The sequence below is a fragment of the Roseovarius gahaiensis genome (assembly GCF_011601345.1).
Classification (GTDB): Bacteria; Pseudomonadota; Alphaproteobacteria; order Rhodobacterales; family Rhodobacteraceae; genus Roseovarius; species Roseovarius gahaiensis.
The window spans coordinates 1-25,706 of the sequence record NZ_JAAORB010000015.1 but is presented as its reverse complement, the minus strand read 5'-3'; the positions used below and the strand labels follow the sequence as shown (position 1 = coordinate 25,706).

Sequence of the window (25,706 nt, the reverse complement as noted above, 5' to 3'; positions counted from 1 at the left end):
GACCGGGCTACGCGTTGTTTGGTGTCACCGGGCCACGTTGCCCCCCGAGACTTCACGGTGCCAAGTTGAAATCCAAGCGATCGGCCAAAAGATCCTGGACCAGCGGATTGGGAAACCGGCGACGCAAGGTCACGGCATAAAAGGTTTCGGTAATCTTCGGATGCTCAACCGCCTCAACCAACCGACCGGATGCCAACTCATCCTTGACGACAATCGGCGCAACCAGTGCCAAGCCGATATCCTCACGCGCCAAAAGCCGCATCATCGCCATGTCATCGACTTCGGCCACCACCTGCGGGCGCACACCCAAACGGCTGGCCAGCGCATCAAACGCGCTGCGCACGGTGCTGTCGGTCGTCGGCAGGATAAAGGGCTGATCTTTCAGCAAATCCGCGATAGAGCTGGCCGGATTCAATCTTGATGGCGCGCCCACCACGCTGACGGATTGTTCGACAAGACGGTGTGACACATACGGCGTCAGGCTATCGACAGGCGGCTCACGGTTCATCAAAACAAGATCGAAATTCAGCGTCGCCAGTCCGTCGAGCAACTCGGCCGCGCTGCCGGATCGCACAATCACATCCACATCTGGGCGCGCCAGAACGGGGCGCAGGAACCCGATCTGAAAGTTGCGTGACAGCGTGGCCAACGCCCCGACGCGCAGCGCCTGACGGCTGCGCCCGGTTTCTTGCAGCGTGGCCACAAGCTCTTGGCCGGTGGTGAAAATCGCATCCGCATGATCCAGCGCGATCCGCCCGGCCTCGGTCAAATGCAATTGCCGTCCGCGGCGTTCAAACAGGGGGTGGCCCAGCCGATCTTCCAACTGCTTGATCTGCACGGACAAGGCCGATTGCGACAGGTTCAGGCGCTGCGCGGTCCGGGTCAGGTTGCCGTCATGCGCAACCGCCCAGAAGTAGCGTAGATGATGATAGTTCAGCGGCATATTATTCTATTTTACAGAACGATAACTTATTAACAATGTATTTTTATTGAAGTGCGCCCTGCCTTAATCCGATTGGAACGTAATTTTTCCACCGTCGATTTGGGGACCTGCACCATGATCCATCTCTTTTTGCCGCTTCTGGCCCCGGTGATCTTGATCACCCTTGCACTGGCGGCACGCCGCACTCCGGGCCTGCGCCCCGGACGCCTTCCTAAGCAGGCCGAATGGGCCGCTTTGGCAGCCTTTGGCGTTTCGGCCCTTGCCTCGGCCCTATTGGCCTTGCAAGGACCGGGCACATCACCGTTGATTGGCGCGCTTGGCGTCGGGCTGTCGGTTCGGCTGGATGCGGTCAGCGCCACGATGCTGGTTCTGGTCAGCTTCATCGGCTGGGTCGTCCTGCGGTTTTCGGCCACCTACATGGATGGCGAGGCCCGGCAAGGTGCCTTTATCGGATGGATGGCCGCGACACTGGCGGCAGTGCTGCTGTTGGTCATGTCAGGCAACCTGATCCAGCTTGTGCTGGCATGGGGCGCAACCAGCCTATGCCTGCATAAACTGTTGCTGTTCTACCCCGAGCGGACGACCGCGCAGCGCGCGGCCCGCAAAAAGGCGGTGATCGCCCGTGCCAGCGAAGTCGCCCTGCTTGGCGCCGTGCTGCTGTTGATCGTCACCTACCGCACGACCGACATCGCGACCCTGCTTGCCAATGTTGAGCCCACCCTGACAACCCTATCCGCCGCGCTGCTGATTGCCGTGGCCGCTGTTCTGGCCTCGGCACAGTTCCCGATGCATGGCTGGCTGACCGAAGTCATGGAGGCCCCCACCCCGGTTTCGGCCTTGCTGCATGCCGGTGTGATCAACGCGGGCGGGTTCCTGTTGATCCGGTTTGCCGACGTGATGCTGGCTGCGCCGGGGGTGATGGCGCTTTTAGTCATGCTGGGCGGGTTCACTGCCCTGTTCGGCGGCTTGGTGATGCTGACCCAGCCTGCGGTCAAAACCTCATTGGCATGGTCCACGATTGCGCAGATGGGGTTCATGGTGCTGCAATGTGGCCTTGCGCTGTTCCCGCTGGCACTTTTGCACATTGCCGCGCATTCGCTTTACAAGGCCCATGCGTTCCTAAGCGCCGGTGAGGCCGTCAAGAACATCGCCGCGATCCGGCGCCCCGGCCCGGTGGCCGTGCCCTCGGCGCGCAATGTTTTGCAAGCTTTCGGTGTGGCAATCGCAATCTATGCGCTGGTCGGGCTTGCGCTTGGGTTTGACGGAAAATCGGTGCAGGCCATTGCCCTTGGCGTGATCCTGATTTTCGGCGTGGCCTACTTGTTAGCGCAGGGCCTTGCCGATGCCGCCCCCGGCGCGTTGACACGGCGCACCATCCTTTACGCCGGGATCACCTCGATCAGCTATTTCGCGCTTCAGATGGCCGCCAAGCATGTGACCGCAGGCACCTTGCCGCCGGTCCCACATCCCGGCCCGCTGGAATGGGCGCTGATTGTTCTGGCGCTGCTCAGCTTTGGCATCGTGGCGATTGCGCAGGCCACCTTTCCGCTATGGGCCGGGCACCCGGCCGCCGCAGGTATTCGCGTGCACCTATCCAATGGGCTCTACGCAAACGCAATCTTCGACCGGCTGCTGAATGGCTGGTCCAAGCGGTCACAGACCTGAACAAAGGGAAACGAACATGTTCACAAAGCACGAAACCTACCCTGCTGCCCTTTTGGAACTGGTCGCACTGGCCAATGAATCGGTCCAGCAAATCCCGCCCTTGTTCCCGCTGGCCGCAAGCGTTGCGGTAAACCCGTTTCTGGGCCAGTCAGATGAGCCGCTGGCCGTGACAGCGGCGCGCATGGGCCGGGTGGCCGGGGTGCGCATCACGCCTGCGCGGCCGGTCTGGAAAGAAAAACAGGCCGCCGGACACCTGACCGACGCCGATATCCAAGACGCGCTAAGCCGCACCACTGGCCCGTTTGACCCGCCTACATTCCATGACATCAAGGCGGCGCTGGACAGCACGGCCCCCACACCTGTGGCACTACCCACGATCGCCGAGCTGGCGACGGATGTGTCCGGCACAGACTGGCCCGGCCTGATCGACGAACGGATCGGCGCATGGGCCGCCAGCTATTTCGACGAGGGGCAAGCCCTGTGGCAACCCGCCCGCACCGGCGGGGCCTTCAGCGCGTGGCGCGAGTTTGCCTCGCGCGATCTGACACCGGAAATCCACGGGCTGAAAGGCTTTGGCGCGTTTGTCTCTGAAACCGCACGCTCGCCATGGCGGGCGATGGGCCGGGCCTCGGAAACGCTGGGCATCACGCCCGCCGGCGCGGGTTCGGCCTATCATCGGCTACTGATCACGCTGGGCGGATGGGCGCAATATGCGCGCTACCATTTGTGGCAGGCCGAATTGAACGGAGAAAACGACACCACAGCCGCGGAATTGCTGGCTATTCGACTGGTCTATGAAGAGGCGTTGTTTGGCCTGTATCGCGACCAAATCGTGCAGCGGTGGACCGACATTCTGGCGCAGCACGCAACGCCAGTCACCCCGACCAAGGATCTGGTGATCGATGCCGTCCTGCAAACCGCGGCCGAACTGGCCGAACAGCGCAGCCTTGCCGACACCCTTGATGCAAACAACGCGCAGCCCTTCGAAGGCCGTCCAGCCCTGCAAGCCGCATTTTGTATCGACGTGCGGTCCGAAGTTTACCGCCGCGCGTTGGAAACGCAGGACGCCAGCATCGAAACCGTCGGGTTTGCCGGTTTTTTCGGTTTGGCCACGACCCATAGCTGCGCCGGCTCGGATATTACCGAGACCCGTGGCCCGGTTCTTTTGCAGGCGGCCGCAACATCCCGCGCCGCCGAGCCGCAAAAGACCGATCTGGATCGCCGCTATGCCGCGCGCGCGAAACGGGCGTGGGGCCGGTTCAAGCTGGCGGCGGTGTCGTCCTTCGCCTTTGTCGAGGCGACAGGCCCGCTTTATGCAGGCAAACTGCTGCGCGACGGGCTTGGCCTTGGGCACCACAAAACCCAACCCGAACCAACGCCGCAGTTTGATCCGTCAATCGACACGGAAACACGCGTTGCAATGGCGCAATCGGTGCTCAACGCCATGTCGTTGACCGGCAATTTCGCCCCCATCGTGATGCTGGCCGGGCATGGGGCCAACGTCACCAACAACCCGCATGAAAGCGGGCTGCATTGCGGGGCCTGTGGCGGCCACGCGGGCGACGTGAATGCCCGGCTTTTGGCGGGCCTGCTGAACGACAAGGCCGTGCGCGACGGCTTGCGCTATGCGGGCATAGACATTCCGGCAGACACCCTGTTTCTGCCAGCCTTGCATGACACCACCACTGACGCGGTGACCCTTTACGAGGATGACCAGCCGACGGCGCAATGGGCGAAAGAGATTGCGCAACTGCGTGAGTGGCTGACAGCGGCGGGCCGTTTGTCACGCGCTGAACGCGCCGCGCGCCTGCCGCGTGCCAACAACGCCGAACGCGATATCGCGCGCCGCGCCACCGACTGGGCCGAATTGCGCCCCGAATGGGGGCTGGCCGGGTGCCGGGCCTTCATTGCCGCGCCACGTCACCGCACCAACGGAACGGCCCTGTCGGGCCAATCCTTCCTGCACAATTACGATTGGCGGGCCGATGATGGGTTTGGTGTGCTGGAATTGATCATGACCGCGCCGGTCGTCGTGGCCAGTTGGATAAGCCTGCAATACTATGGCTCGGCCGTGGTCCCCGACCTGTTCGGCGGCGGCAATAAACTGCTGCACAATGTGGCGGGTGGTATTGGCGTGCTAGAGGGCAACGGCGGCGCGCTGCGCCCCGGCCTGCCGTGGCAATCGGTGCATGATGGTGACGGGTTTCAGCACGATCCCTTGCGCCTGTCAGTGATCATCGAAGCCCCGCGCGAGGCGATGTCGGATATCTTGTCGCGCCATGCCGGGGTCAAGGCGCTGTTCGACAATGGCTGGCTGCACCTGATCGCCATGGACGACAAAGGCAAACTGGCGTGGCGCTATGACGGTGATCTGGAATGGTCGGCCATCGATAACACCACCGCTCAGGCATCCATCGCCGCTGAATGACATCTCTTGGGGCCGCGTGCGCACCTGCCACCGGCCCCGACCGCCCCACTGCTATACCAGTCCCGGCAGCCACAGCACGATCGCGGGGAACGCCACCAAAAGCGCGATGGTGATGCCATCGGCGATGAAAAACGGCGTAACCCCGCGAAAGACATCCTGCACACTGATATCAGGCCGCACCCCGGCCACGACAAAGCAATTCAGACCAATTGGCGGCGTGATCAGGCAAAACTCAGCCATCTTGACCACCAATATACCGAACCAGATCGCGCACATCGGGCCGGACATGCCAAAGGCACTGTCTGCCGCGCTGACAAATTCACCCCCGTTCAAGGCCATGACCGCCGGGTAGACCACCGGCAAGGTCAGCAACAGCATGCCAATGGCGTCCATGAACATGCCCAATATCGCATAGGCCAGCAAAATGCAGATCAAGATCAGCATGGGCGACAGGGTCAAAGACGTGATCCAGTCGGCGAATGCGCCGGGCAGATCGGCAAACCCCAGAAAGCGCACATAGATCAAAACACCCCAGATGATGGTAAAGATCATCACGCTCAGCTTGGCGGTTTCCAACAGCGCATCTTTCAACTCGGTCCACCGCATCCCACGCCAAACCGCGATCAGGAACACGATGAACGCGCCAATGGCGCCGCCTTCGGTGGGCGTGCCCCACGCGTCGCCGCCAAAGGGGTTGTAGACAAAGAAAATGATCGTCACCACGACCAGAACAATCGGCAAGGCCGACGGCAACACGACCAGCCGTTCGCGCCATGTAAAGCCGCGCACCGGCGGGCCAAAGCCTTTGATCGTCAGCGCCAGCCCGACGATCAAAAGCCCATAGACCACAGCCGAAAACGCACCGGGGATGAACCCGGCCAACAACAGTTTGCCTACATCCTGTTCAACGATAATCGCGTAGATCACCAAAATGGCCGAGGGCGGGATCAAGCTGGCCAGCGTGCCGCCTGCCGCCACAACCCCGGCGGCAAAGCGTTTGTCATAACCAATTTTCAGCATTTCGGGGATCGCGATCCGCGCGAACACAGCCGATGTGGCCACGCTGGCCCCCGACACAGCCGCAAAGCCCGCCGAGGCAAACACGGTGGACACCGCCAAGCCGCCCGGCACCCATGCAATCCAGCGTTTGGCGGCCTCGAACAAGGCGCGGGTCAACCCGGCGTAATACGCAAGATACCCAATCAGGATAAAGGTGGGGATCAGGCTCAGCGCTTGGGAGCTGACCTTGGAATGCGGAACCTGCCCGGCGGTCTTGGCCGCCACGGTCAACGCCCAGCCAAAATCATCCGGCGCGTAGCCTTTTTTGGACCAGAAAATCCAGATCAGGCCCACCATGCCAGCAAGACCGGCGGCAAACGCCACCCGCATCCCCAACACGACCAACACCAATAGGCCGCCAGTGACGGCAAGGCCGATGTCGATGCTATCCATCATAGGCCCCCTTTGGTGTCGTCGCGGCCACTGACATGTTCGGCCTCAAGCGCGGCCTGCGTGGCCGCGTCAGTTACCAAGGGCACGGCAACAGGCTGATCCTCTCCGCGCAAGAAAGCGCGGCCAAAGCCCCACAACTGCAACGTCAGCCGCAGGCACAGCACTCCGAACGCCATAGGTGCCAAAAGTTTCGCAGGCCAAAGCGGCAAGGCGATATCCATCGAACTGTCGCGGCTCCACATCGGGGCGTTCCAGTCAAAGCTGCGGTCGAAATGCGCCCATGTGCCCCACACCAGCAAGACCATCAGGATAAGGATGGCGAGTGTGGTGATTATTTCCGCCAGATACAGCCAGCGGCCCTTCAACGCGCCAACAAGGATATCCATCCGGATATGCCCGCCATCACGCTGCGTATAGGCCACGCCCATAAAGGCGATCAGCGGCATCGCCTGTTCGATCCAATCGACATACCCGGGCAAGGGTTGATTGAAAAAGTTTCGCCCGGCCACGGAAACGACGGCAAGGATCATCAAACCAAACACCGCCAGCCCGCTGAGCAACGCCAAAATGCGTTCCAGCCTGTAAAGAGAGCGGTCAATCCGGCTTAGGCGGCTGTCATCCGACAGCACAGATGCGGCACCTGCCATCCCTGTCCCCTTGTTTGTCTAGAAAGTGCCCCGCGCCCAAACCAAACCGGACGCGGGGGTGATCAGTGAGTGGACTGATTATTGGTATTTCAGTTCAGCCAGCTTACCGGTCGCGAAATCGTAAAGCTCTTGGGCTGGCAAGCCGCGTGCGCTCATGTCTTCGATCCACGCCTGCGCGGCCGGTCCGGCCACGGCGGCCTCGAACGCGCTCAGCGACTCTTGGTCAAAGGTGATGCGTTCGATCCCGCGCTCATCCAGGGCCGGGCCCCACGCCGCCATCGTGTTGTTGGTGTAATTGTCAACGTAATGGTCCAGCGCCTCGTCAACGGAACTCAACAGCGCGTCGCGGTGATCCTCCGGCAGCGCCTCAAGCGCATCGGTATTCGCCACGACGGGGCAGTTCACGGTGCCGGGGTTGAGGTTGGTGGTCCACCACTTGGCGTTTTCAATCGTACCAAAGGCCATATGCGCATGCGGGGCAAAGGCGGCTGCCGAAATCACACCGCTATCGAGCGACTGGCGCACCTCGGTGGCCGACATCGAGGTCGGCACCGCACCGACGGCTTCCATCGCCGCGCCGATACCACCGGTCGCGCGCACGCTCAGACCTTCGAAATCGTCCAAACTGCGCGGCGCATCGCCAAGGCCCACAAGGTTGTATTGTGGCATCGGCGAGGGCATCAGCAGGGTTGCGTTCCAACGCGCCAGATCGTCTTGGACAGCCGGGTGATCATACAGCGCCATCGACAGCGCGCGTTCCTGCGCCAGCGTTTCGACACCAAGGAATGGCAGTTCCAAAACGGTAATCGTCGGGTTCTTGTCGCGATGATAGCCAGCGCAGAACTGGGCCATTTCAAAAGCACCAATGCTGATCCCGTCCAGATTTTCACGGTTTTTGGACAAGCCGCCATAGCTGATATTCAGCGTGAATTCGCCGTTGGTTTTCTCGGCCACCAATTCGGCCAGCTTTTCGGTGTTTTCCGTAAACGCACGGCGTTTGCCCCAAAGTGAAACGTTCCATTCGGTCGCCATCGCCTCACCGGCAAAGGCAATCGCAATGGCCGCCACGGCGGTTTTCGCAAGCAGTTTCTGCATCTTTTATTCTCCCTGTTTATCGTTGGGTCGAGCTATGCCCGATTGCCATCAGATTGCCCCCGGCTTTTGCCAAAGTAAACCGGTGACATGAACTGGCAAAGACCTTCCGCAGCGCTATTGTCAGACGCGTGTAGCGCAGGAGTGCCGACATGAGTGACCACCGATCCACCCCCCGCGCACTGGCGGTGCCCGGAACGCGTATCGCACGACTTGCGCGGTTTGGATCCATGGCATCCGGGATGGCCGGATCAATGGCCCTTAATGGCGCGCGCCAATGGGCCGGGGGCGATCGCCCACGCTGGCGCGACCTGTTGCTCACACCCGCCAACGCAGCGCGCATGGCCGATGAGTTGGCGCGCATGCGCGGCGCGGCCATGAAAGTGGGACAGTTGATTTCGATGGACGCAGGCGAGGTTCTGCCGCCAGAGCTGGCCGATGTGTTCGCCCGCCTCCGCGCCGAGGCACATTTCATGCCGCCCAAACAATTAAAGCCGCTGCTGATCCGCGAATGGGGCACCGATTGGCAAAAACGATTTCGCAAATTTGATGTGCGCCCGATTGCGGCGGCCTCCATCGGGCAGGTTCATCGCGCTGAAACCCGCGACGGGCGCAGCTTGGCGGTGAAGATTCAATATCCCGGCGTTCGGCGCAGCATCGACAGCGATGTGGCAAATGTTGCGTCTATAATCAAGCTGTCGGGCCTGATTCCAAAAGGGTTGGATATGACCCCCCTGCTGGATGAGGCCCGAGCGCAACTGCATGAAGAAGCCGATTACGCACGCGAAGGCCGGTATCTGTCGCGTTTTGCAACACTTTTGGCCGACAGTCCTGAATTTTTGGTGCCTGACCGTCACCCCGACCTGACAACTGAAAATATTCTGGCGATGACCTATGCGCCGGGTGACCCGTTGGAAAGTTTGGCCAACAGCCCGCAAGACCTGCGCGATCGGGTGGCGACCCAACTGTTCAAGCTGTTTCTGCGTGAATTGTTAGAGTTTCACCTGATGCAGACAGATCCAAATTTTGCAAACTATCGCTATGATCCGGCCACCGCGCGGGTTGTGCTGCTGGATTTCGGGGCCACCCGCGAATTTGGCCCGGCAAGCATCCAGATGTTCCGCGCCATGCTGGTGGCTGGCGTCAAGGGGGACCGGCTCACCTTGTATCAGGCCGCCTGTGATCTTGGGTATCTGGACACAGCCATGCCCGCCGCGCGGCTTGAGACGCTGCTGGACATGCTGATGCTGGCCACAAGCCCAATGCGGCAGAGCGGCCCGTTTGATTTCGCATTGTCGGATCTGGCCGGGCAACTTCATCAGGCCGGGCTGGAACTGGGCATGGACAACACGCATTGGACTGTGCCGGAAATCGACGCCTTGTTCGTCCAGCGCAAGGTGGCGGGGCTGTATTTGCTGGCCCGACGGATTGGGGCACGTGTGCCTTTGGCCGATCTAATCGCGCCCTATCTGTCCGATTAAGCGCCTGTAAGACAAGAAAAAGCCCCGCCGGACCATCCGACGGGGCTTTTTGAATTTAAGAAGTGAGGCGATCACTCATCCCGGCTGTCTGGTGTTTCCACCAGATTGTCGAACGCATCGCCGCCAACAACGTCATCTTCGGACGGCGCGGCCAAGGCAGCCGCGGCGGCAGCCTCTTCGCGACGGGCTTCGATCACCACGTTATCGCGGCCTTGCGCAACCTGACGCATTTGCTGGGTGGCACCACCGGTGCCCGCAGGGATCAGACGCCCGACGATCACGTTCTCTTTCAGGCCAACCAACTTGTCGCGCTTACCTTGAACCGAAGCTTCGGTCAGAACACGGGTGGTTTCCTGGAACGACGCCGCCGAGATGAACGAGCGCGTCTGCAACGACGCCTTGGTGATCCCCAGCAAGATCGGCTCACCCTGAGCAGGGCGACCGCCTTTGGCGATGGCCTTTTCGTTCGCTGCGTCGAACTCGGCCTTGTCCACATGCTCGCCTTTCAGAAGCGTGGTTTCCCCACTGTCGAGGATCTCCCACTTCTGCAACATCTGGCGCACCACAACTTCGATGTGCTTATCGTTGATCTTCACGCCTTGCAGGCGATAGACCTCTTGCACCTCGTTGATCATGTAGTTGGCCAGCGCTTCGACACCCATGATCGACAGGATGTCATGCGGCGCGGGGTTGCCGTCCATGATGTAATCACCCTTCTGGACAAAATCCCCTTCTTGAACGGGGATGTGCTTGCCTTTGGGCACCATGTACTCGACCGGCTCCATCGACTCGTCGGACGGTTCGATGCTGATACGGCGCTTGTTCTTGTAGTCACGGCCATATCGCACATACCCGTCGATTTCGGCGATGATCGCATGGTCTTTGGGGCGGCGGGCCTCGAACAGTTCGGCCACACGCGGCAGACCACCGGTGATGTCCTTGGTCTTGGCCCCTTCGCGCGGAATACGTGCAACCACGTCACCGGCTTCGATCTTTTGACCTTCTTCGATCGACAAGATCGCATCCACCGACATCGGATAGGTCACCGGGTTGCCCGCTTCGTTGCGGACCGGTTCACCATCTTCACCGACGACGATGATTTCAGGCTTCAGTTCGTTGCCCTTGGGCGCGGCGCGCCAGTCGGTCACGATCTTCTGCGTCATGCCGGTGGCATCGTCTGTCACGTCACGCACCGACACACCGCTTGTCAGATCGACAAACTTCGCGGTCCCGGCCTTTTCGGCAAGGATCGGCAGAGTGTACGGATCCCACTCGAACAGCTTGTCGCCACGGTCGATTTTGTCGCCGTCCTTGACGAACAGCTTGGTGCCGTAGCCGACCTTGTGGCTGGACAGTTCGACATCGTTTTCGCCCATGATCCGCAACTTCATGTTACGGCCCATGACCAAAATCTCACCCGACGAATTTTCAAGCGTCTGCGCATTGTCAAAGACAATCGTGCCCGATTGGCTGGCCTCTTGGAACGACTGCTGGCCACCTTGGGCAACGCCGCCGATGTGGAAGGTCCGCATCGTCAGCTGTGTGCCGGGTTCACCAATCGACTGCGCGGCGATGATGCCCACGGCTTCGCCGGTGTTGACCAGAGTACCGCGCGCAAGATCACGACCATAGCACGTGGCGCACACGCCATCCTCGGCCTCACAGGTCAGCGGGCTGCGAATGCGTGCGGTCTGCACCGCCGCGGTTTCAACCGCATCGGCTGTGCGCTCGTCGATCAGCTCACCTTCCTTGACGATCACCTCTTCGGTGAGGGGGTTCAGGATATCCTCGGCCGCGACACGGCCCAGAACACGTTCACCCAGTGTCGCCACGACTTCGCCATCGTTCACGGCGGCCTCGGCGGTGATCGCACGATCGGTTCCACAATCATGCTCGCGCACGATGCAGTCCTGCGCCACGTCGACCAGACGGCGCGTCAGGTAACCCGAGTTCGCGGTTTTCAAAGCCGTGTCTGACAGGCCCTTACGCGCGCCGTGAGTGGAGTTGAAGTACTCCAACACGGTCAGACCTTCTTTGAAGTTCGAGATGATCGGCGTTTCGATGATGTCACCGTTCGGCTTGGCCATCAGGCCGCGCATACCGCCCAACTGCTTCATCTGCGTGACCGAGCCACGCGCGCCCGAGTGCGCCATCATGTAGACCGAGTTCGGTTCCATCACGGCACCGTCTTCGTCCCTACGCTCGGCCGAGATTGTGTTCATCATCGCATCGGTGACCTGATCGTTACATTTCGACCACGCATCGACCACTTTGTTGTACTTTTCGCCCTGAGTGATCAGACCGTCCATGTACTGTTGTTCAAAGCCTTTCACCTGATCACGGGTTTCCTCGACGATGGTCCACTTGCTGTCGGGGATAACCATGTCATCCTTGCCAAAGCTGATGCCGGCCCGGAACGCCTCTTTGAAGCCCATCGACATGATCTGATCACAGAAGATCACCGACTCTTTTTGCCCGCAATAGCGATACACGGTGTCAATCGTCTGCTGCACTTCTTTCTTGCGCAGCAGCTTGTTCACCAAGCTGAACGGAGCCTTGGCATTAAGCGGCAACATCGCACCAATCCGGACACGGCCCGGCGTGGTTTCAAAACGCTGCATCACCTCGTTGCCTTCCTCGTCGATCTGAGCGACGCGCGCAGTGATCTTGGCATGCATATGCACCTCACCGGCGTCCAGCGCGTGCTGGACTTCGTCGATCGAGCTAAAGGCCATGCCTTCACCTTTCATGCCTTCGCGCATGATCGAGGTGTAGTAGAGCCCCAGAATCATATCCTGCGACGGAACAATGATCGGCGCGCCGTTGGCCGGCGACAGAACGTTGTTCGTCGACATCATCAGAACGCGGGCTTCCAGCTGTGCCTCAAGGCTCAGCGGGACGTGAACGGCCATCTGGTCGCCGTCAAAGTCGGCGTTGAACGCCGAACAGACCAGCGGGTGAAGCTGAATGGCCTTACCTTCGATCAAGACGGGTTCGAACGCTTGAATGCCCAACCGGTGCAGCGTCGGCGCGCGGTTCAGCAGAACGGGATGTTCGCGAATGACCTCATCCAGAATATCCCAAACTTCGGGACGTTCCTTTTCCACCAATTTCTTGGCTTGCTTGACGGTCGAAGACATGCCCTTGGCTTCCAGCCGCGAGTAGATGAACGGCTTGAATAGCTCCAGCGCCATCTTCTTGGGCAGGCCACATTGATGCAGCTTGAGTTCTGGACCGGTCACAATCACCGAACGGCCCGAGAAATCGACCCGTTTGCCCAAAAGGTTCTGACGGAAACGACCCTGCTTGCCTTTCAGCATGTCCGACAGCGATTTCAGCGGGCGCTTATTGGCGCCGGTGATCACGCGGCCACGACGGCCATTGTCAAACAACGCATCGACCGATTCTTGCAACATCCGCTTTTCGTTACGCACGATGATATCGGGCGCGCGCAGCTCGATCAGGCGCTTCAGGCGGTTGTTGCGGTTGATCACGCGGCGATACAGATCGTTCAGGTCGGACGTGGCAAAGCGGCCACCATCCAGCGGCACCAGCGGGCGCAGCTCAGGCGGAATAACCGGAATGACCGTCATCACCATCCATTCCGGGCGGTTGCCGGATTCAAGGAAGGATTCGACAACCTTAAGACGCTTGATGATCTTCTTGGGCTTCAACTCGCCCGTGGCTTCGGCCAGATCGGCGCGCAATTGCTCGGCCTCTGATTCAAGGTCGATGGCCGCCAGCATCTCGCGGATCGCTTCGGCGCCGATATTGGCGGTGAAGGCGTCCATGCCATACGCGTCTTGCGCATCCATGAATTCTTCTTCGTTCAGCATCTGACCATAGCTCAGATCGGTCAGACCGGGTTCGATCACCACGTAGTTTTCGAAATACAGAACGCGTTCCAGATCACGCAGGGTCATATCCAGCATCAGGCCAATGCGCGACGGCAGCGACTTGAGGAACCAGATATGCGCGCAAGGTGCGGCCAGTTCGATATGGCCCATCCGCTCGCGGCGGACCTTTTGCAGCGTGACTTCCACACCGCATTTTTCACAGACGACACCGCGGTATTTCATCCGCTTGTATTTGCCGCACAGGCATTCGTAATCCTTGATCGGGCCGAAAATGCGCGCGCAGAACAGGCCGTCACGCTCGGGCTTGAACGTGCGGTAGTTGATCGTCTCGGGTTTCTTGATCTCGCCATAAGACCAGCTGAGGATACGCTCGGGGCTGGCAAGGCTGACCTTGATTTCGTCGAACACCTTGGCCGGAGCGGCGGGGTTGAACGGATTATTTGTGAGTTCCTGGTTCATTTGATGTCCTCAATTCTGAGAGGGTGCGGGGGAAGGTGCGCCCAAAGGGCACACCCTACGGCGTGGGTGTAGGGTGCGCATTCACTGCGCACCGCTTGCAAATCACTCCGCGTCTTCCTCCTCCGCATCCAGGAGTTCCATGTTCAGGCCAAGGCCGCGCACTTCTTTGACAAGAACGTTGAACGATTCCGGCACACCGGCTTCAAAGTTGTCCTCGCCCTTGACGATCGACTCGTACACCTTGGTCCGGCCAGCCACGTCGTCCGACTTGACCGTCAGCATTTCCTGCAGGGTGTAGGCGGCGCCGTAAGCTTCCAACGCCCAGACCTCCATCTCGCCGAAACGCTGGCCGCCAAACTGGGCTTTACCACCCAAAGGCTGCTGCGTGACAAGGCTGTATGGCCCGGTCGAACGCGCGTGGATCTTGTCATCGACAAGGTGGTGCAGTTTCAGCAGGTATTTGACACCCACTGTCACCGGACGGCTGAACTGTTCACCCGAGCGCCCGTCGAAAAGAACCGATTGGCCCGATTCATCAAAGCCCGCACGCTTGAGCGCGTCGTTCACGTCAGCCTCTTTTGCACCGTCGAAAACCGGCGTTGCGATCGGCACACCGCCGGTCACGTTGCCCGCTGCTTCGACCAGCTGATCCTCTTCCATGCCGGCGATGCCTTCGTCGTAGACATCCTCGCCATAGGCCAGTTTCATCGCCTCGCGCACCGGGGTCAGATCGCCCGACCGCCGATACTCTTGCAGCGCCTCATCCACCTTGATGCCAAGGCCACGTGCAGCCCAGCCCATGTGGGTTTCGAGGATCTGACCAACGTTCATACGCGACGGAACGCCAAGCGGGTTGAGACAGAAATCAACCGGCGTGCCATCTTGCAAGAACGGCATGTCCTCGATGGGAACCACCTTGGAAATCACACCCTTGTTCCCGTGACGACCAGCCATCTTGTCGCCTGGCTGAAGCTTGCGCTTCACGGCGATGAAGACTTTGACCATCTTCATCACACCCGGCGGCAGATCATCGCCGCGGCGCACTTTCTCGACCTTGTCCTCGAAACGGGCTTCAAGCGTGCGTTTCTGCTGCTCGTATTGCTCGTTCAGGGCTTCGACGATTTGCGCATCCTGCTCGTCTTTCAACGCCAGTTGCCACCACTGGCCTTTGGTCAACGTGTCCAGCAACTCTTCGGTGATGTCCGAGTTTGCCTTGACGCCTTTTGGGCCCTTGACGGCGACCTTACCCAAAATTTGGGTTTTCAGACGCGCATAGATGTTGCGATCAAGGATCGCCAGTTCGTCGTCGCGGTCACGCGCCAGACGTTCGACTTCCTCGCGTTCGATTTGCAAGGCACGTTCGTCTTTTTCAACGCCGTGGCGGTTGAACACCCGCACCTCGACCACGGTGCCATAGTCACCGGGTTTCACGCGCAAAGATGTATCACGCACGTCGCTGGCTTTTTCACCAAAGATGGCGCGCAGCAGCTTTTCTTCTGGCGTCATCGGGCTTTCGCCCTTGGGCGTGATCTTGCCCACCAGAATATCGCCCGGCTCTACGTCGGCACCGATGTACACGATGCCCGCTTCGTCAAGATTGCGCAGCGCTTCTTCGCCCACATTGGGGATATCGCGGGTGATTTCTTCCGGCCCCAGCTTGGTGTCGCGGGCGGCCACTTCGAATTCCTCGATATGAACGCTGGTGAACACGTCATCCTGCGCGATCCGCTCGGAGATCAGGATCGAGTCTTCGTAGTTATAGCCATTCCACGGCATGAAGGCGACGATGACGTTCTTGCCAAGCGCCAGTTCCCCCATGTCGGTGGACGGGCCATCGGCAATCACTTCGCCTTTCTGAACCGTGTCACCCACCTTGACCAGCGGACGCTGGTTGATGCAGGTGTTCTGGTTCGAGCGCTGGAACTTGCGCATCCGGTAGATATCAACACCCGGATCGCCGATTTCCATATCGGCGGTCGCACGCACAACGATCCGCGAGGCATCCACTTGGTCGATGATACCGGCGCGTTTCGCCATGATCGACGCGCCCGAATCGCGCGCCACAACGCCTTCGATCCCGGTGCCGACCAGCGGCGCCTCCGAACGCAATGTCGGCACGGCCTGACGTTGCATGTTCGAGCCCATCAAAGCACGGTTGGCGTCGTCGTTTTCCAAGAACGGGATCAGCGAGGCCGCCACCGAAACCAGCTGTTTCGGCGAGACGTCGATCAGATCAACGCTTTCGTTGGGGGCCAGCATGTATTCGCCCGATTGACGGGTTGATACCAGATCGTTCACGAACTGGGCGTTATCATCCAGCTTGGCGTTGGCCTGCGCCACGGTGTGACGCATTTCCTCGGTCGCTGACATATAGACCACCTCGTCGGTGACCTTGCCATTATCGACCTTGCGATAGGGCGTTTCAATAAAGCCATATTTGTTCACGCGGGCAAAGGTCGCCAACGAGTTGATCAGACCGATGTTCGGGCCTTCCGGCGTTTCAATCGGGCACATCCGGCCATAGTGTGTCGGATGCACGTCGCGCACCTCAAAGCCGGCACGCTCACGCGTCAGACCACCCGGCCCAAGCGCCGACAGGCGGCGTTTGTGGGTGACTTCCGACAACGGGTTGGTCTGGTCCATGAATTGCGACAACTGCGACGAGCCGAAGAATTCACGCACGGCCGCAGCAGCGGGTTTGGCGTTGATCAGGTCTTGCGGCATAACAGTGTCAATCTCGACGCTGCTCATCCGTTCCTTGATCGCACGCTCCATACGCAGAAGGCCGACACGATACTGGTTTTCCATCAACTCACCGACCGAGCGCACCCGGCGGTTGCCCAAGTGGTCAATATCGTCGATGTCGCCCTTGCCATCACGCAATTCGACCAGTGCCTTGATGCAGGCCACGATATCTTCGCGATCCAATGTGCGCTGCGTGTCGGGTTTTTCGAGGTTCAGACGCATGTTCATCTTCACACGGCCAACCGCCGACAGGTCATACCGCTCTGAATCGAAGAACAAAGTGTCGAACAAGGCCGATGCAGCCTCTTCCGTGGGCGGCTCACCGGGGCGCATGACGCGGTAAATATCCATCAGCGCGGTTTCGCGGTTCCGGTTTTTGTCGGCCGCTACGGTGTTGCGGATATAAGGGCCAACATTGATGTTATCGATGTCCAGCACTGGAATATCGGTAACCCCGGCTTCGATCAGCTCCTTCACGGTGCCGCCGATAATGTCGCCATCCTTGTCACGCTCAAGCGTCAACTCATCCCCGGCTTCGACATAGATCGCGCCGGTTTCTTCGTTGATGATGTCGCGCGCCACGAATTTGCCGGCGATCTGCTCATACGGCAGCAGCAATTCGGTCACGTCGCCTTCGTCGATCAGTTTTTTGACCGCCCGCGGGGTGATTTTCTTGCTGGCTTCGGCAATGACCTCTCCGGTTTTCGCATCGACCAAATCAAATGTCGGACGGGTGCCGCGCACACGCTCGGGGAAGAACTTGGTGACCCAGCCCTTGTTCTTATGCAGCTTGTAATCGACCGTATCGTAATAGGCATCCATGATGCTTTCTTGATCCAGACCCAACGCATACAGCAGCGTCGTCACCGGCAACTTGCGGCGGCGATCGATCCGGGCGAACACGATATCCTTGGCGTCGAATTCGAAATCCAGCCACGAGCCGCGATAGGGAATGATACGGCAGGCAAACAGCAACTTGCCCGAGCTGTGCGTCTTGCCTTTGTCGTGATCAAAGAAAACGCCGGGGCTACGGTGCATCTGGCTGACGATCACACGCTCAGTGCCGTTAACGACAAATGTGCCGTTATGTGTCATCAAGGGCATGTCGCCCATGAACACATCCTGTTCCTTGATGTCTTTGACCGATTTGGCGCCGGTGTCTTCGTCAATATCAAACACGATCAGGCGCAGCGTGACCTTGAGCGGGGCGCTATAGGTCATGTCGCGCTGCATGCACTCCTCGACGTCGTATTTCGGGCGCTCCAGATCGTAGCTGACGAATTCCAGCACGCTGGTTTCGTTGAAATCCTTGATCGGGAATACGGACTGAAACACACCTTTGATCCCCTCGCCATCCAGTGGCTGGGGCTGATCGCCTGATTTCAGGAAAAGATCATACGAGGATTTCTGCACCTCGATCAGGTTTGGCATATCCAGCACTTCGCGGATTTTGCCAAAGTACTTACGCAAACGTTTCTGGCCTAGGAAGGTCTGAGCCATGTGTTCGGTCACCTTTCGTTTCTCACTGGCGCACGCACTGTCGGGCCACAGCGGCGCATCCATCAGAGATGGCGGGTGCGATCCATTCCCGGCCCTTGTCCCACCAAGGGCCTCCCGATCGCGTGAACCTCGCCTTAGAAAACCCCTGAACCATCAGGGCCTTACTGAGACAGATTCGGCCGGGCCCGGAAATCCGGACCCAGCCTGTAAAATCGCTCCGGGCTTAGCCGGACAACCGATTACTTAAGCTCGACTTCAGCGCCAGCGCCTTCAAGCTTCGCCTTGATTTCTTCGGCTTCATCTTTCGATGCGGCTTCTTTGACAGCTTTGCCACCCGCTTCGACCAATTCCTTGGCTTCTTTCAGGCCAAGACCGGTGATTGCGCGGACTTCCTTGATCACGTTGATCTTGGAGGCACCGGCCGACTTCAGGATGACGTCGAATTCGGTTTGCTCTTCAGCCGCGTCGGCGCCGCCTTCTGCGGGGCCAGCCATCATCACAGCGCCGCCAGCGGCGGGCTCGATGTCGTATTCATCCTTCAGGATGGTTTTCAGTTCTTGTGCTTCGAGAAGCGTCAGACCAACGATCTCTTCAGCCAGTTTTTTCAGATCAGCCATTGTTCAGCTCTTTCCGTATTAAAGATGTGTTCCAACGTCGGGCAATACCCACACGCAGATATTCCAGTTGCTCGCTTACGCAGCTTCCGCCTTCTCTTCGATGGTCGAAAGGATGCTCGCGATGTTCGAAGCAGGTGCGCCAATTGCACCGGCGATGTTCGAAGCGGGTGCGCCCAGCATACCGGCGATCTGAGCAAGCAGCTCGTCGCGCGACGGCATATCGGACACGGCTTTGACACCGGCACGGTCCAGAGCGTCCGTACCCATTGCACCGCCGAGGATCTCGAATTTCGAGTGGTCCTTGGCAAACCCTTCGGCGACCTTGGCGGCCGACACGGGGTCTTCGGAATAGGTTAGGACAGTCATGCCCGAGAGGTATTGACCAATGCTTGCGCATGGCTTGCCCTCTAGGGCGATCTTGGCGAGCCTGTTCTTGGCGACACGAACGGAAGCTTCGGCGTCGCGGGCGCGAGCACGAAGATCCTGCATCTCGGCAACTGTCAGACCCGCGTAGTGGGCAACCACTACGACGCCAGAGCTTTCGAAGATCTGGCCGAGTTCCTCGACCACTTTCTCTTTCTGGGCTCTATCCACAGTTTCACTCCAAATTTGGGGGTTCCCCCCCGGCTCATGTTTGCCCCTGATCAGATCAAGGGCGTTCGGGTCCAATTTCAGGGTCCCGAGGCCAAGATCGCCCGAAGGCTGAAACCTTCGTGGAATCTCATCTCGTTCCCCATCTCAGGAAGGAATTATTGAGCGAACGCCCAACCCTCCATCTCGGACAGGACAGGGCCACAAGGCGGCCCTGCCATTCGCACCGGCCCCGAAGGACCGGCGCAAATTCTTATTCCGACGCGGCGCTGCCCACGTCGATGCTGACACCCGGACCCATGGTCGAGGTCAGCGAAATTTTCTTCATGTAGGTGCCTTTGGCGCCCGTCGGCTTGGCCTTCGACACAGCCGAGATGAACGCGCGCACATTTTCAACCAGCTTGGCCGCGTCGAAAGACGCTTTGCCAACACCCGCATGCACGACACCGGCCTTTTCGGCCTTGAACTGCACTTCACCGCCTTTGGCATTCTTGACAGCTTCGGCCACATCCATGGTCACGGTGCCAACCTTGGGGTTCGGCATCAGGTTACGCGGGCCCAGCACCTTACCCAGACGGCCAACAACCGGCATCATGTCGGGGGTTGCGATGCAGCGATCAAATTCGATCGTGCCACCCTGAACGGTTTCCATAAGATCCTCGGCACCGACGATATCAGCACCGGCGGCCTGAGCTTCTTCAGCCTTGGGACCACGGGCGAACACGGCAACGCGCACGTTCTTGCCAGTGCCGTTCGGCAGACCGACAACACCGCGAACCATCTGGTCCGCATGGCGCGGATCAACACCAAGGTTCATCGAAATTTCGATGGTTTCGTCAAACTTGGCGTTGGCATTGGCTTTGATCAGGGCCACGGCCTCTTCGACGCTCAGGTTCTCTTTGCCATCAAAAGCTTCGCGGGCAGCGCGGGTACGTTTTCCAAGCTTTGCCATCTTACTTCACCTCGATGCCCATGGAACGCGCAGAGCCAAGGATGATTTTCATCGCGGCTTCCACGTCGTTTGCGTTCAAATCTTTCCACTTCGCCTCGGCGATCTCGCGGACCTGCTTGGTGCTCACGTAACCGGCCGTCGCACGGCCAGGGGTGGTTGCACCCGACTTCAGCTTGGCGGCCTTCTTCAGGTAATAAGACGCGGGCGGCGTCTTGATGTCTATTTCAAAAGACTTGTCCTGATAGTAGGTGATCACGGTCGGGCACGGAGCGCCCTGCTCCATTTCCTGCGTCTTGGCATTGAATGCCTTGCAGAATTCCATGATATTGATACCGCGCTGACCAAGCGCCGGCCCCACGGGCGGGGACGGGTTTGCTTGACCTGCGGGCACTTGCAGCTTCATTTTGCCTGCGAGCTTCTTGGCCATTTGGCCTCTCCTTTTTTCCAACTTCCGTCAGGGCGCGCCCCTCAGGATCTTAGTTGTGTGGTCCGGTCCGGGCGCCGCGACGCCCTCGCCTCCCACGGCTCACACGTCAGGCCTGTTTGGTGACCTGCGTGAATTCCAGTTCGACCGGGGTTTCCCGGCCAAAGATCGACACCGTCACCTTCAGGCGCTGGTTGTCGTCATCAACTTCCTCGACCATGCCGTCGAAATCTTCGAACGGCCCTTCGTTGACCTTGACCTTTTCGCCAATCTCGAAATGGATCAGCGTGCGCGGCGCATCTTCGCCTTCCTGAACACGGTTCAGGATGGTGTTGACCTCGACATCGCGCATCGGCATCGGGCGGCCTTGCGGGCCTAGAAACCCGGTCACACGGTTGATCGAATTTATCAGGTGATACCCTTGGTCCGACATTTCCATATGCACCAGCACATAGCCCGGCATGAACCGCCGTTCGGTCGTCACTTTTTTGCCGCGACGCACCTCGATAACCTCTTCGGTCGGGACCAGAACTTCGTCGATCTGATCTTCCAAACCCTGCTCGGCCACGGATGTTCTGATTTGCTCGGCGACTTTCTTCTCAAAATTCGAGAGAACACTGACCGAGTACCACCGTTTCGCCATGTCCGACCCATGCCCTTGTCGTTACCGGCCGTCAGGCCGAAATTTCCAAAATTATCAGGGCGTTACGCCCTTTTGACCCCGAAACAAAAATCGGCGCGCAACCCGATTCGCCGCGCGCCATGCTCCGAAGTATGTCGCCAACTACCGCCCATTGCCCCTGATTTCAAGGTCTTGAACCGGATTTTCTTACTGATCAGCCAAACATCGCAAGAATGCCTTGCAACCCGCTACGGATACCAAGATCGACCAGTGCAAAGAAAACGGCCGTCAAAGCCGCCATGATCAAGACCATGACCGTGGTCAGCAAAACTTCGCGGCGTGTCGGCCAGACAACCTTGGCCACTTCCGAGCGAACCTGCTGAATAAACTGTAGCGGATTGGTGCGTGCCATGAGCGCTGTCTTCTTTCTCAAACGGGTTGACCGGCCACATACGCCGCCCTGCGTATGAATTCAAGGGGCGAAGCTGCAAACCCTGTCGCCCCTTGACAGACTGCAGACACACTATCCCTGATGAGAGCGGGCGGCCAGACGGTCAAACGGGTCAGGCGCATCATCCAGATTAACCTGCTCCTCCACCGCATTGGCAAAATCCGGCAACGCCAGCCGGTTGGCCCAGCGTTCGGGCAAATGATCCAGCACCTGATCCCAACGCAGGGCCAGACGATCCGCGCGTTGCTGCAACCGTGCGGCCCTTTTGGGGCGACGGTTTGCAAAACGCTCCCACCTTTTGCGCGCAAGATTGGCAAACCGGTCAGGCCCCAATGTCAGATATGCAATCAAAAGGACGGTCGCGGCACCCAAAAAGATAACCGGCAAGAGCATGGGCCGCCAAATCGCACAGGCCGCCAAAGCCACCAGTATGATCTGCCGTCGCGTCGGCCTGACACCCTTGAAACGCCGCATCCCAGCCCGACCCGCCTGTTGCGGCGGGTCCGCCTTGAAACGGCCCTCTTGCGGACCGTCAGACACCTGCGCCGTGGCATCCTGCCCGGAAGAGACAGATGGCGCAATCGGCGGCAGGGTCTGGCGTTTCTCTTCGCGCTTTTGCTCCAGCAAAACCTGATGGATGGCACGATCGGCATTCTCGCAAGCTATGCGCGGCGTGCAGGCATCTGGCGGCGCGCGCCCCTGCAGTTCTTCTCCGTCATGCGGTAGGAACGACGCACGACGCGGTTTCGGATCCGACAAATCGGTCATGGCAGCACTCACCTTAACAACACCCCCAACGCAGCACAGTCCGAGCAAAAAAGACTGACACCCTCGCCCCAGTTGATTCACGTTTTTTATGCGGCTGAAATAAGGCGAGATCGTGGCATTTGCGCGCCCTGAATCTGGCTTTGTCGCCAGAAGGAAAACACTGAAGGCCACCGACTCTTATTGTTTCCAGCTCGAACTGGAAAACAGGTGCGCAGACGGCAAGATAAGGCATTTTGATGGCTGGAAATTTGGCAGGGGCAGCAGGGTTCGAACCCGCGACCTACGGTTTTGGAGACCGTCGCTCTACCAGCTGAGCTATACCCCTATATACCGCGTGGGATTACGCCACATGACAGCGGGAATCAAGCCGCCTTTCGCGACTTTCTGCTGTGATTTCGGCAAATGCCTTTGGATTGCGCCCTTTTACGCCGCCGAACGCGCGGCGTATCGCGGGCTTTGCACCACCCCGTTGTCAAACAATTGCGCGATCTCGGTATCGCTCAATCGGACGACATCACCCAAGATTTCTTCGGTATGCTGGCCCAGTTCAGGGGCCGGGGCCGGCTTGGTCCGGGCATGGTCCGAAAACTGCGCCGGGCAGCCCGGCACCGGAAACCGCCCCAAGCCCGGTTGATCCAACATGGAAAACATCGGATTTTCCGCGCTGAGGTCCGGGTCGTCCTGCACCGCCGACTTGATGCTGCGGAAAATCGACCATGTGATGCCGCGTTTGTCGAACTCCTTGGCAAACTCCTCGACGCGCCGCGCGGCAAACCATGGCGCAAGAATCGCCGTGATTTCATGGCGCATCTCCCAACGGACGCCTTCATCGCCCAGATCACGCCCCGTGCGTTGCGCCAGCGCGTCCATCTGTGCGCCGGTTTCCGTCACCTTGACCAGTCCGGCCCATTGCCGCGCGGTCAGGCCGATGGCCATCACCCGTTGGCCGCAAGCGCAGACAAAATCCTGCCCATACGCGCCATAAAGGGCATTGCCCGCCTTGCCGCGCTGCGCCTCGTTCAAGACAGCATCGCCGATCATGCCCAGATGCCCCATTGTTGCTGCGGCAACGTCTTTCAATGCGAACTCAACCTCTTGCCCGTTGCCATGCCGCAGCCGGTGCCGTTCAGCGGCCAAGAGTGCCGAGACCACCATGTTGCCCGCGATCAAATCCCACGCCGGCAGTGCACTGGCAACGGGGGCGTCATGATCTTCGGGGCCAGTCATATCGGGAATGCCAAGCGCCGGGTTCACCGTATAGTCAACTTGCGGTCTGCCGTGCCGGTCCCCCATCAGCGTGACCATGATCAGATCCCGGCGATATTGGCTAAGGGTTTCGTAGTCCATCCAGCCGCGCACCCGCAGATTGGTCAAAAACATTCCCGCATCCGGACCCGGCGCCGTTACGATCCGGGTGACCAATTCCTGCCCCTCGGTGCTGCGCATGTCCACCGCAATGGATTTCTTGCCTTTGTTCAGCCCGGCCCAAAACAAGCTGCGCCCGGATGGGGCCAATGGCCAGCGCTCGGAATCCAGCCCGCCTTCGATACGGTCAAAGCGGATCACCTCGGCCCCCATCTGCGCCAGTTGCATGCCTGCCAGCGGCACCGCCACAAAGGCAGAGCCTTCGACCACGCGCATTCCGTCCAATATCTTGGTCATACGGTTTCCTCCCAAAGTGCTGTGGCTTGCATGCCCTGATGGCCGTTTTGCCCGGTGCACAGCAGCAATGCGCCGGCTTCATCCTCGGTGCCCATGATCTCCAGATCACGGGTTTCTACGGGCGTCAGAAAGACCGGATGCACGGCACGGAAATCAAAATGGCGCGGCCTGCGCCCCTTGTGCCGCCATGCGGCGGTGATCAGCCATGTGGCCTGCATCGGACCATGCACCACAAGGCCGGGATAATGCTCGACCTCTTGGGCATAGGGCAGATCGTAATGGATGCGGTGGGCATTGAACGTCAGCGCCGAATAGCGAAACAGCAACGCTTCGCTTAATGGCTGCCGGGTGTGCACAACCGGGTTGGCAGGCAAAGGGTGCTTGGCAGGGGCGCGGAATCTGTCGGGAATATCCAGATACACGATGTCCTGCCGTTCCTCGATCGCCAACCCGCGTTCGCCGTAAACCTTATGATCGACCGAGACGAAAACCATCGGTCCGGTCTTGCCCTGTTTTTCGGTCACACCACGAATGACCGACCGCTTGGTCAGCCGCTCGCCGACGCGCAGCGGCGCACCGAAGGTCAGGCTGCCGCTGGCCCACATGCGCCGTTCCAGCCAAACCGGCGGCAGGAAATCCCCAAGCGCCGGATGCCCGTCGCGCGCCAGTTCGGCCAATGGTGCAGTCGGATTGAACGCACACCAGTGCCACAGCGGGTCCATGTCGCTGCCATCGCGGGGTGCAGGCATGTGGGGCGCGCCAAGCGTCGCGTGGATCTCGGCGGCCTGACCTTCGGTGATACGCCCCTCTTGCTGGTCGGTTCGGCCCTCCCACGCCTTTATGTTCAACTGATCCATCGCTGTCTCCTCCGCTACTTTACAAAGCCTGCGGAAACGCGAAATAAAGTCAAGTTTTCAATGTGTTAGCTGAATACCTCTGTATGCAGAAAAATCTCGCACGCGCAGCAATGCTGCGCCCGCCGTTGATTTGCATGCACAAAACCGGGCCATTGGGCCCGCGTTATTGCTTTGCATGGGGGGTTATGCTGCGCCTGAAAACGAACCTACCAGACTTCAACGCTTGCGGCAGATTGCCCCACGCAGGCCCCAATCCAGCCGCGACAGCCCAAAATTGAAAAAGGCCGCCCCAGCTAAGGGCGGCCTTATCAGACATTCAAAACCTTGATTAAGGCTCTGTCTTATTCAATGCGTGTCGACACAGCCTTGGGGGCGTGTCTTGGCATCATCATTCGATGATTTTCGACACGACGCCGGCGCCGACGGTGCGGCCGCCTTCGCGGATGGCGAAACGCAGACCGTCTTCCATGGCGATCGGTGCGATCAGTTCAAC

At 59.5% G+C, this 25,706-nt stretch carries 19 protein-coding genes and 1 tRNA gene; 3 read left to right on the top strand and 17 right to left on the bottom strand.

The window, feature by feature from the left end; all coding sequences use genetic code 11:
• Nucleotides 1-52: 52 nt before the first annotated feature.
• Nucleotides 53-943: a LysR family transcriptional regulator gene (locus tag HAT86_RS09315; RefSeq protein WP_167196297.1), complete on the bottom strand. Its 891-nt coding sequence runs from the start codon at nt 941-943 to the stop codon at nt 53-55.
• Between the two features lie 114 nt (nt 944-1,057).
• Between HAT86_RS09315 and HAT86_RS09310 the strand changes: the two genes are divergently transcribed.
• Both HAT86_RS09310 and HAT86_RS09305 read left to right on the top strand, forming a co-directional pair.
• Nucleotides 1,058-2,608, top strand: a complete 1,551-nt coding sequence (locus HAT86_RS09310) for a proton-conducting transporter transmembrane domain-containing protein (RefSeq protein WP_167196294.1) — start codon at nt 1,058-1,060, stop codon at nt 2,606-2,608.
• 16 nt (nt 2,609-2,624) lie between these two features.
• Nucleotides 2,625-5,036 carry a YbcC family protein gene (locus tag HAT86_RS09305; RefSeq protein ID WP_167196291.1) on the top strand — a complete coding sequence of 804 codons (2,412 nt, stop codon included), beginning with the start codon at nt 2,625-2,627 and terminating at the stop codon, nt 5,034-5,036.
• Between the two features lie 51 nt (nt 5,037-5,087).
• On the opposite strand, the gene HAT86_RS09300 is transcribed toward HAT86_RS09305, so the two are convergent.
• The 3 genes from HAT86_RS09300 to HAT86_RS09290 all read right to left on the bottom strand — a co-directional run bounded on the left by HAT86_RS09300 (nt 5,088) and on the right by HAT86_RS09290 (nt 8,230).
• On the bottom strand, nt 5,088-6,488 hold the full coding sequence (locus tag HAT86_RS09300; protein ID WP_167196288.1) for a TRAP transporter large permease: 1,401 nt from the start codon (nt 6,486-6,488) through the stop codon (nt 5,088-5,090).
• The gene (locus HAT86_RS09295; protein WP_167196285.1) at nt 6,488-7,135 is read right to left on the bottom strand and encodes a TRAP transporter small permease; all 648 of its coding nucleotides are present in this window, start codon (nt 7,133-7,135) and stop codon (nt 6,488-6,490) included. The genes HAT86_RS09300 and HAT86_RS09295 overlap by 1 nt, the downstream gene beginning before the upstream one ends.
• A gap of 78 nt (nt 7,136-7,213) precedes the next feature.
• Complete coding sequence (locus tag HAT86_RS09290; RefSeq protein ID WP_167196282.1) at nt 7,214-8,230, bottom strand: C4-dicarboxylate TRAP transporter substrate-binding protein; 1,017 nt, start codon at nt 8,228-8,230, stop codon at nt 7,214-7,216.
• A gap of 149 nt (nt 8,231-8,379) precedes the next feature.
• Between HAT86_RS09290 and HAT86_RS09285 the strand changes: the two genes are divergently transcribed.
• Nucleotides 8,380-9,708: an ABC1 kinase family protein gene (locus HAT86_RS09285; protein WP_167196279.1), complete on the top strand. Its 1,329-nt coding sequence runs from the start codon at nt 8,380-8,382 to the stop codon at nt 9,706-9,708.
• A gap of 71 nt (nt 9,709-9,779) precedes the next feature.
• Here the strand turns inward: HAT86_RS09285 and rpoC are convergent, their stop codons facing one another.
• From rpoC to HAT86_RS09220, 13 genes are all read right to left on the bottom strand, one after another.
• Nucleotides 9,780-14,024, bottom strand: a complete 4,245-nt coding sequence (gene rpoC, locus HAT86_RS09280; RefSeq protein ID WP_167196277.1) for a DNA-directed RNA polymerase subunit beta' — start codon at nt 14,022-14,024, stop codon at nt 9,780-9,782.
• 102 nt (nt 14,025-14,126) lie between these two features.
• Nucleotides 14,127-18,269: a DNA-directed RNA polymerase subunit beta gene (rpoB, locus tag HAT86_RS09275; protein WP_167196274.1), complete on the bottom strand. Its 4,143-nt coding sequence runs from the start codon at nt 18,267-18,269 to the stop codon at nt 14,127-14,129.
• A gap of 239 nt (nt 18,270-18,508) precedes the next feature.
• Nucleotides 18,509-18,886, bottom strand: a complete 378-nt coding sequence (rplL, locus tag HAT86_RS09270; RefSeq protein ID WP_167196271.1) for a 50S ribosomal protein L7/L12 — start codon at nt 18,884-18,886, stop codon at nt 18,509-18,511.
• Nucleotides 18,887-18,961: 75 nt separating this feature from the next.
• Nucleotides 18,962-19,480, bottom strand: coding sequence for a 50S ribosomal protein L10 (rplJ, locus tag HAT86_RS09265; protein WP_167196268.1), 519 nt, complete (start codon nt 19,478-19,480; stop codon nt 18,962-18,964).
• Nucleotides 19,481-19,730: 250 nt separating this feature from the next.
• A complete protein-coding gene (rplA, locus tag HAT86_RS09260; RefSeq protein WP_167196265.1) occupies nt 19,731-20,429 on the bottom strand; it encodes a 50S ribosomal protein L1 in 699 nt (232 codons plus the stop codon).
• A 1-nt stretch (nt 20,430) separates the two neighbouring features.
• A complete protein-coding gene (gene rplK / locus HAT86_RS09255) occupies nt 20,431-20,856 on the bottom strand; it encodes a 50S ribosomal protein L11 (protein ID WP_167196262.1) in 426 nt (141 codons plus the stop codon).
• A 106-nt stretch (nt 20,857-20,962) separates the two neighbouring features.
• A complete protein-coding gene (gene nusG / locus HAT86_RS09250) occupies nt 20,963-21,496 on the bottom strand; it encodes a transcription termination/antitermination protein NusG (RefSeq protein WP_167196259.1) in 534 nt (177 codons plus the stop codon).
• A 193-nt stretch (nt 21,497-21,689) separates the two neighbouring features.
• Complete coding sequence (secE, locus tag HAT86_RS09245) at nt 21,690-21,887, bottom strand: preprotein translocase subunit SecE (protein ID WP_167196256.1); 198 nt, start codon at nt 21,885-21,887, stop codon at nt 21,690-21,692.
• A gap of 111 nt (nt 21,888-21,998) precedes the next feature.
• The gene (locus HAT86_RS09240; RefSeq protein ID WP_167196253.1) at nt 21,999-22,694 is read right to left on the bottom strand and encodes a hypothetical protein; all 696 of its coding nucleotides are present in this window, start codon (nt 22,692-22,694) and stop codon (nt 21,999-22,001) included.
• A 249-nt stretch (nt 22,695-22,943) separates the two neighbouring features.
• Nucleotides 22,944-23,019: transfer RNA gene (locus HAT86_RS09235), tRNA-Trp, on the bottom strand.
• Between the two features lie 98 nt (nt 23,020-23,117).
• A complete protein-coding gene (locus HAT86_RS09230; protein ID WP_167196250.1) occupies nt 23,118-24,356 on the bottom strand; it encodes a CoA transferase in 1,239 nt (412 codons plus the stop codon).
• Nucleotides 24,353-25,213 (bottom strand): FAS1-like dehydratase domain-containing protein, encoded by an 861-nt coding sequence (locus HAT86_RS09225; RefSeq protein WP_167196247.1) that lies wholly within the window; start codon nt 25,211-25,213, stop codon nt 24,353-24,355. Before HAT86_RS09225 ends, HAT86_RS09230 begins: the two co-directional genes overlap by 4 nt.
• A 388-nt stretch (nt 25,214-25,601) precedes the next feature.
• Nucleotides 25,602-25,706: EF-Tu C-terminal domain-related protein (locus tag HAT86_RS09220; RefSeq protein WP_149788994.1), on the bottom strand; the 105-nt coding region annotated here is incomplete at its 5' end.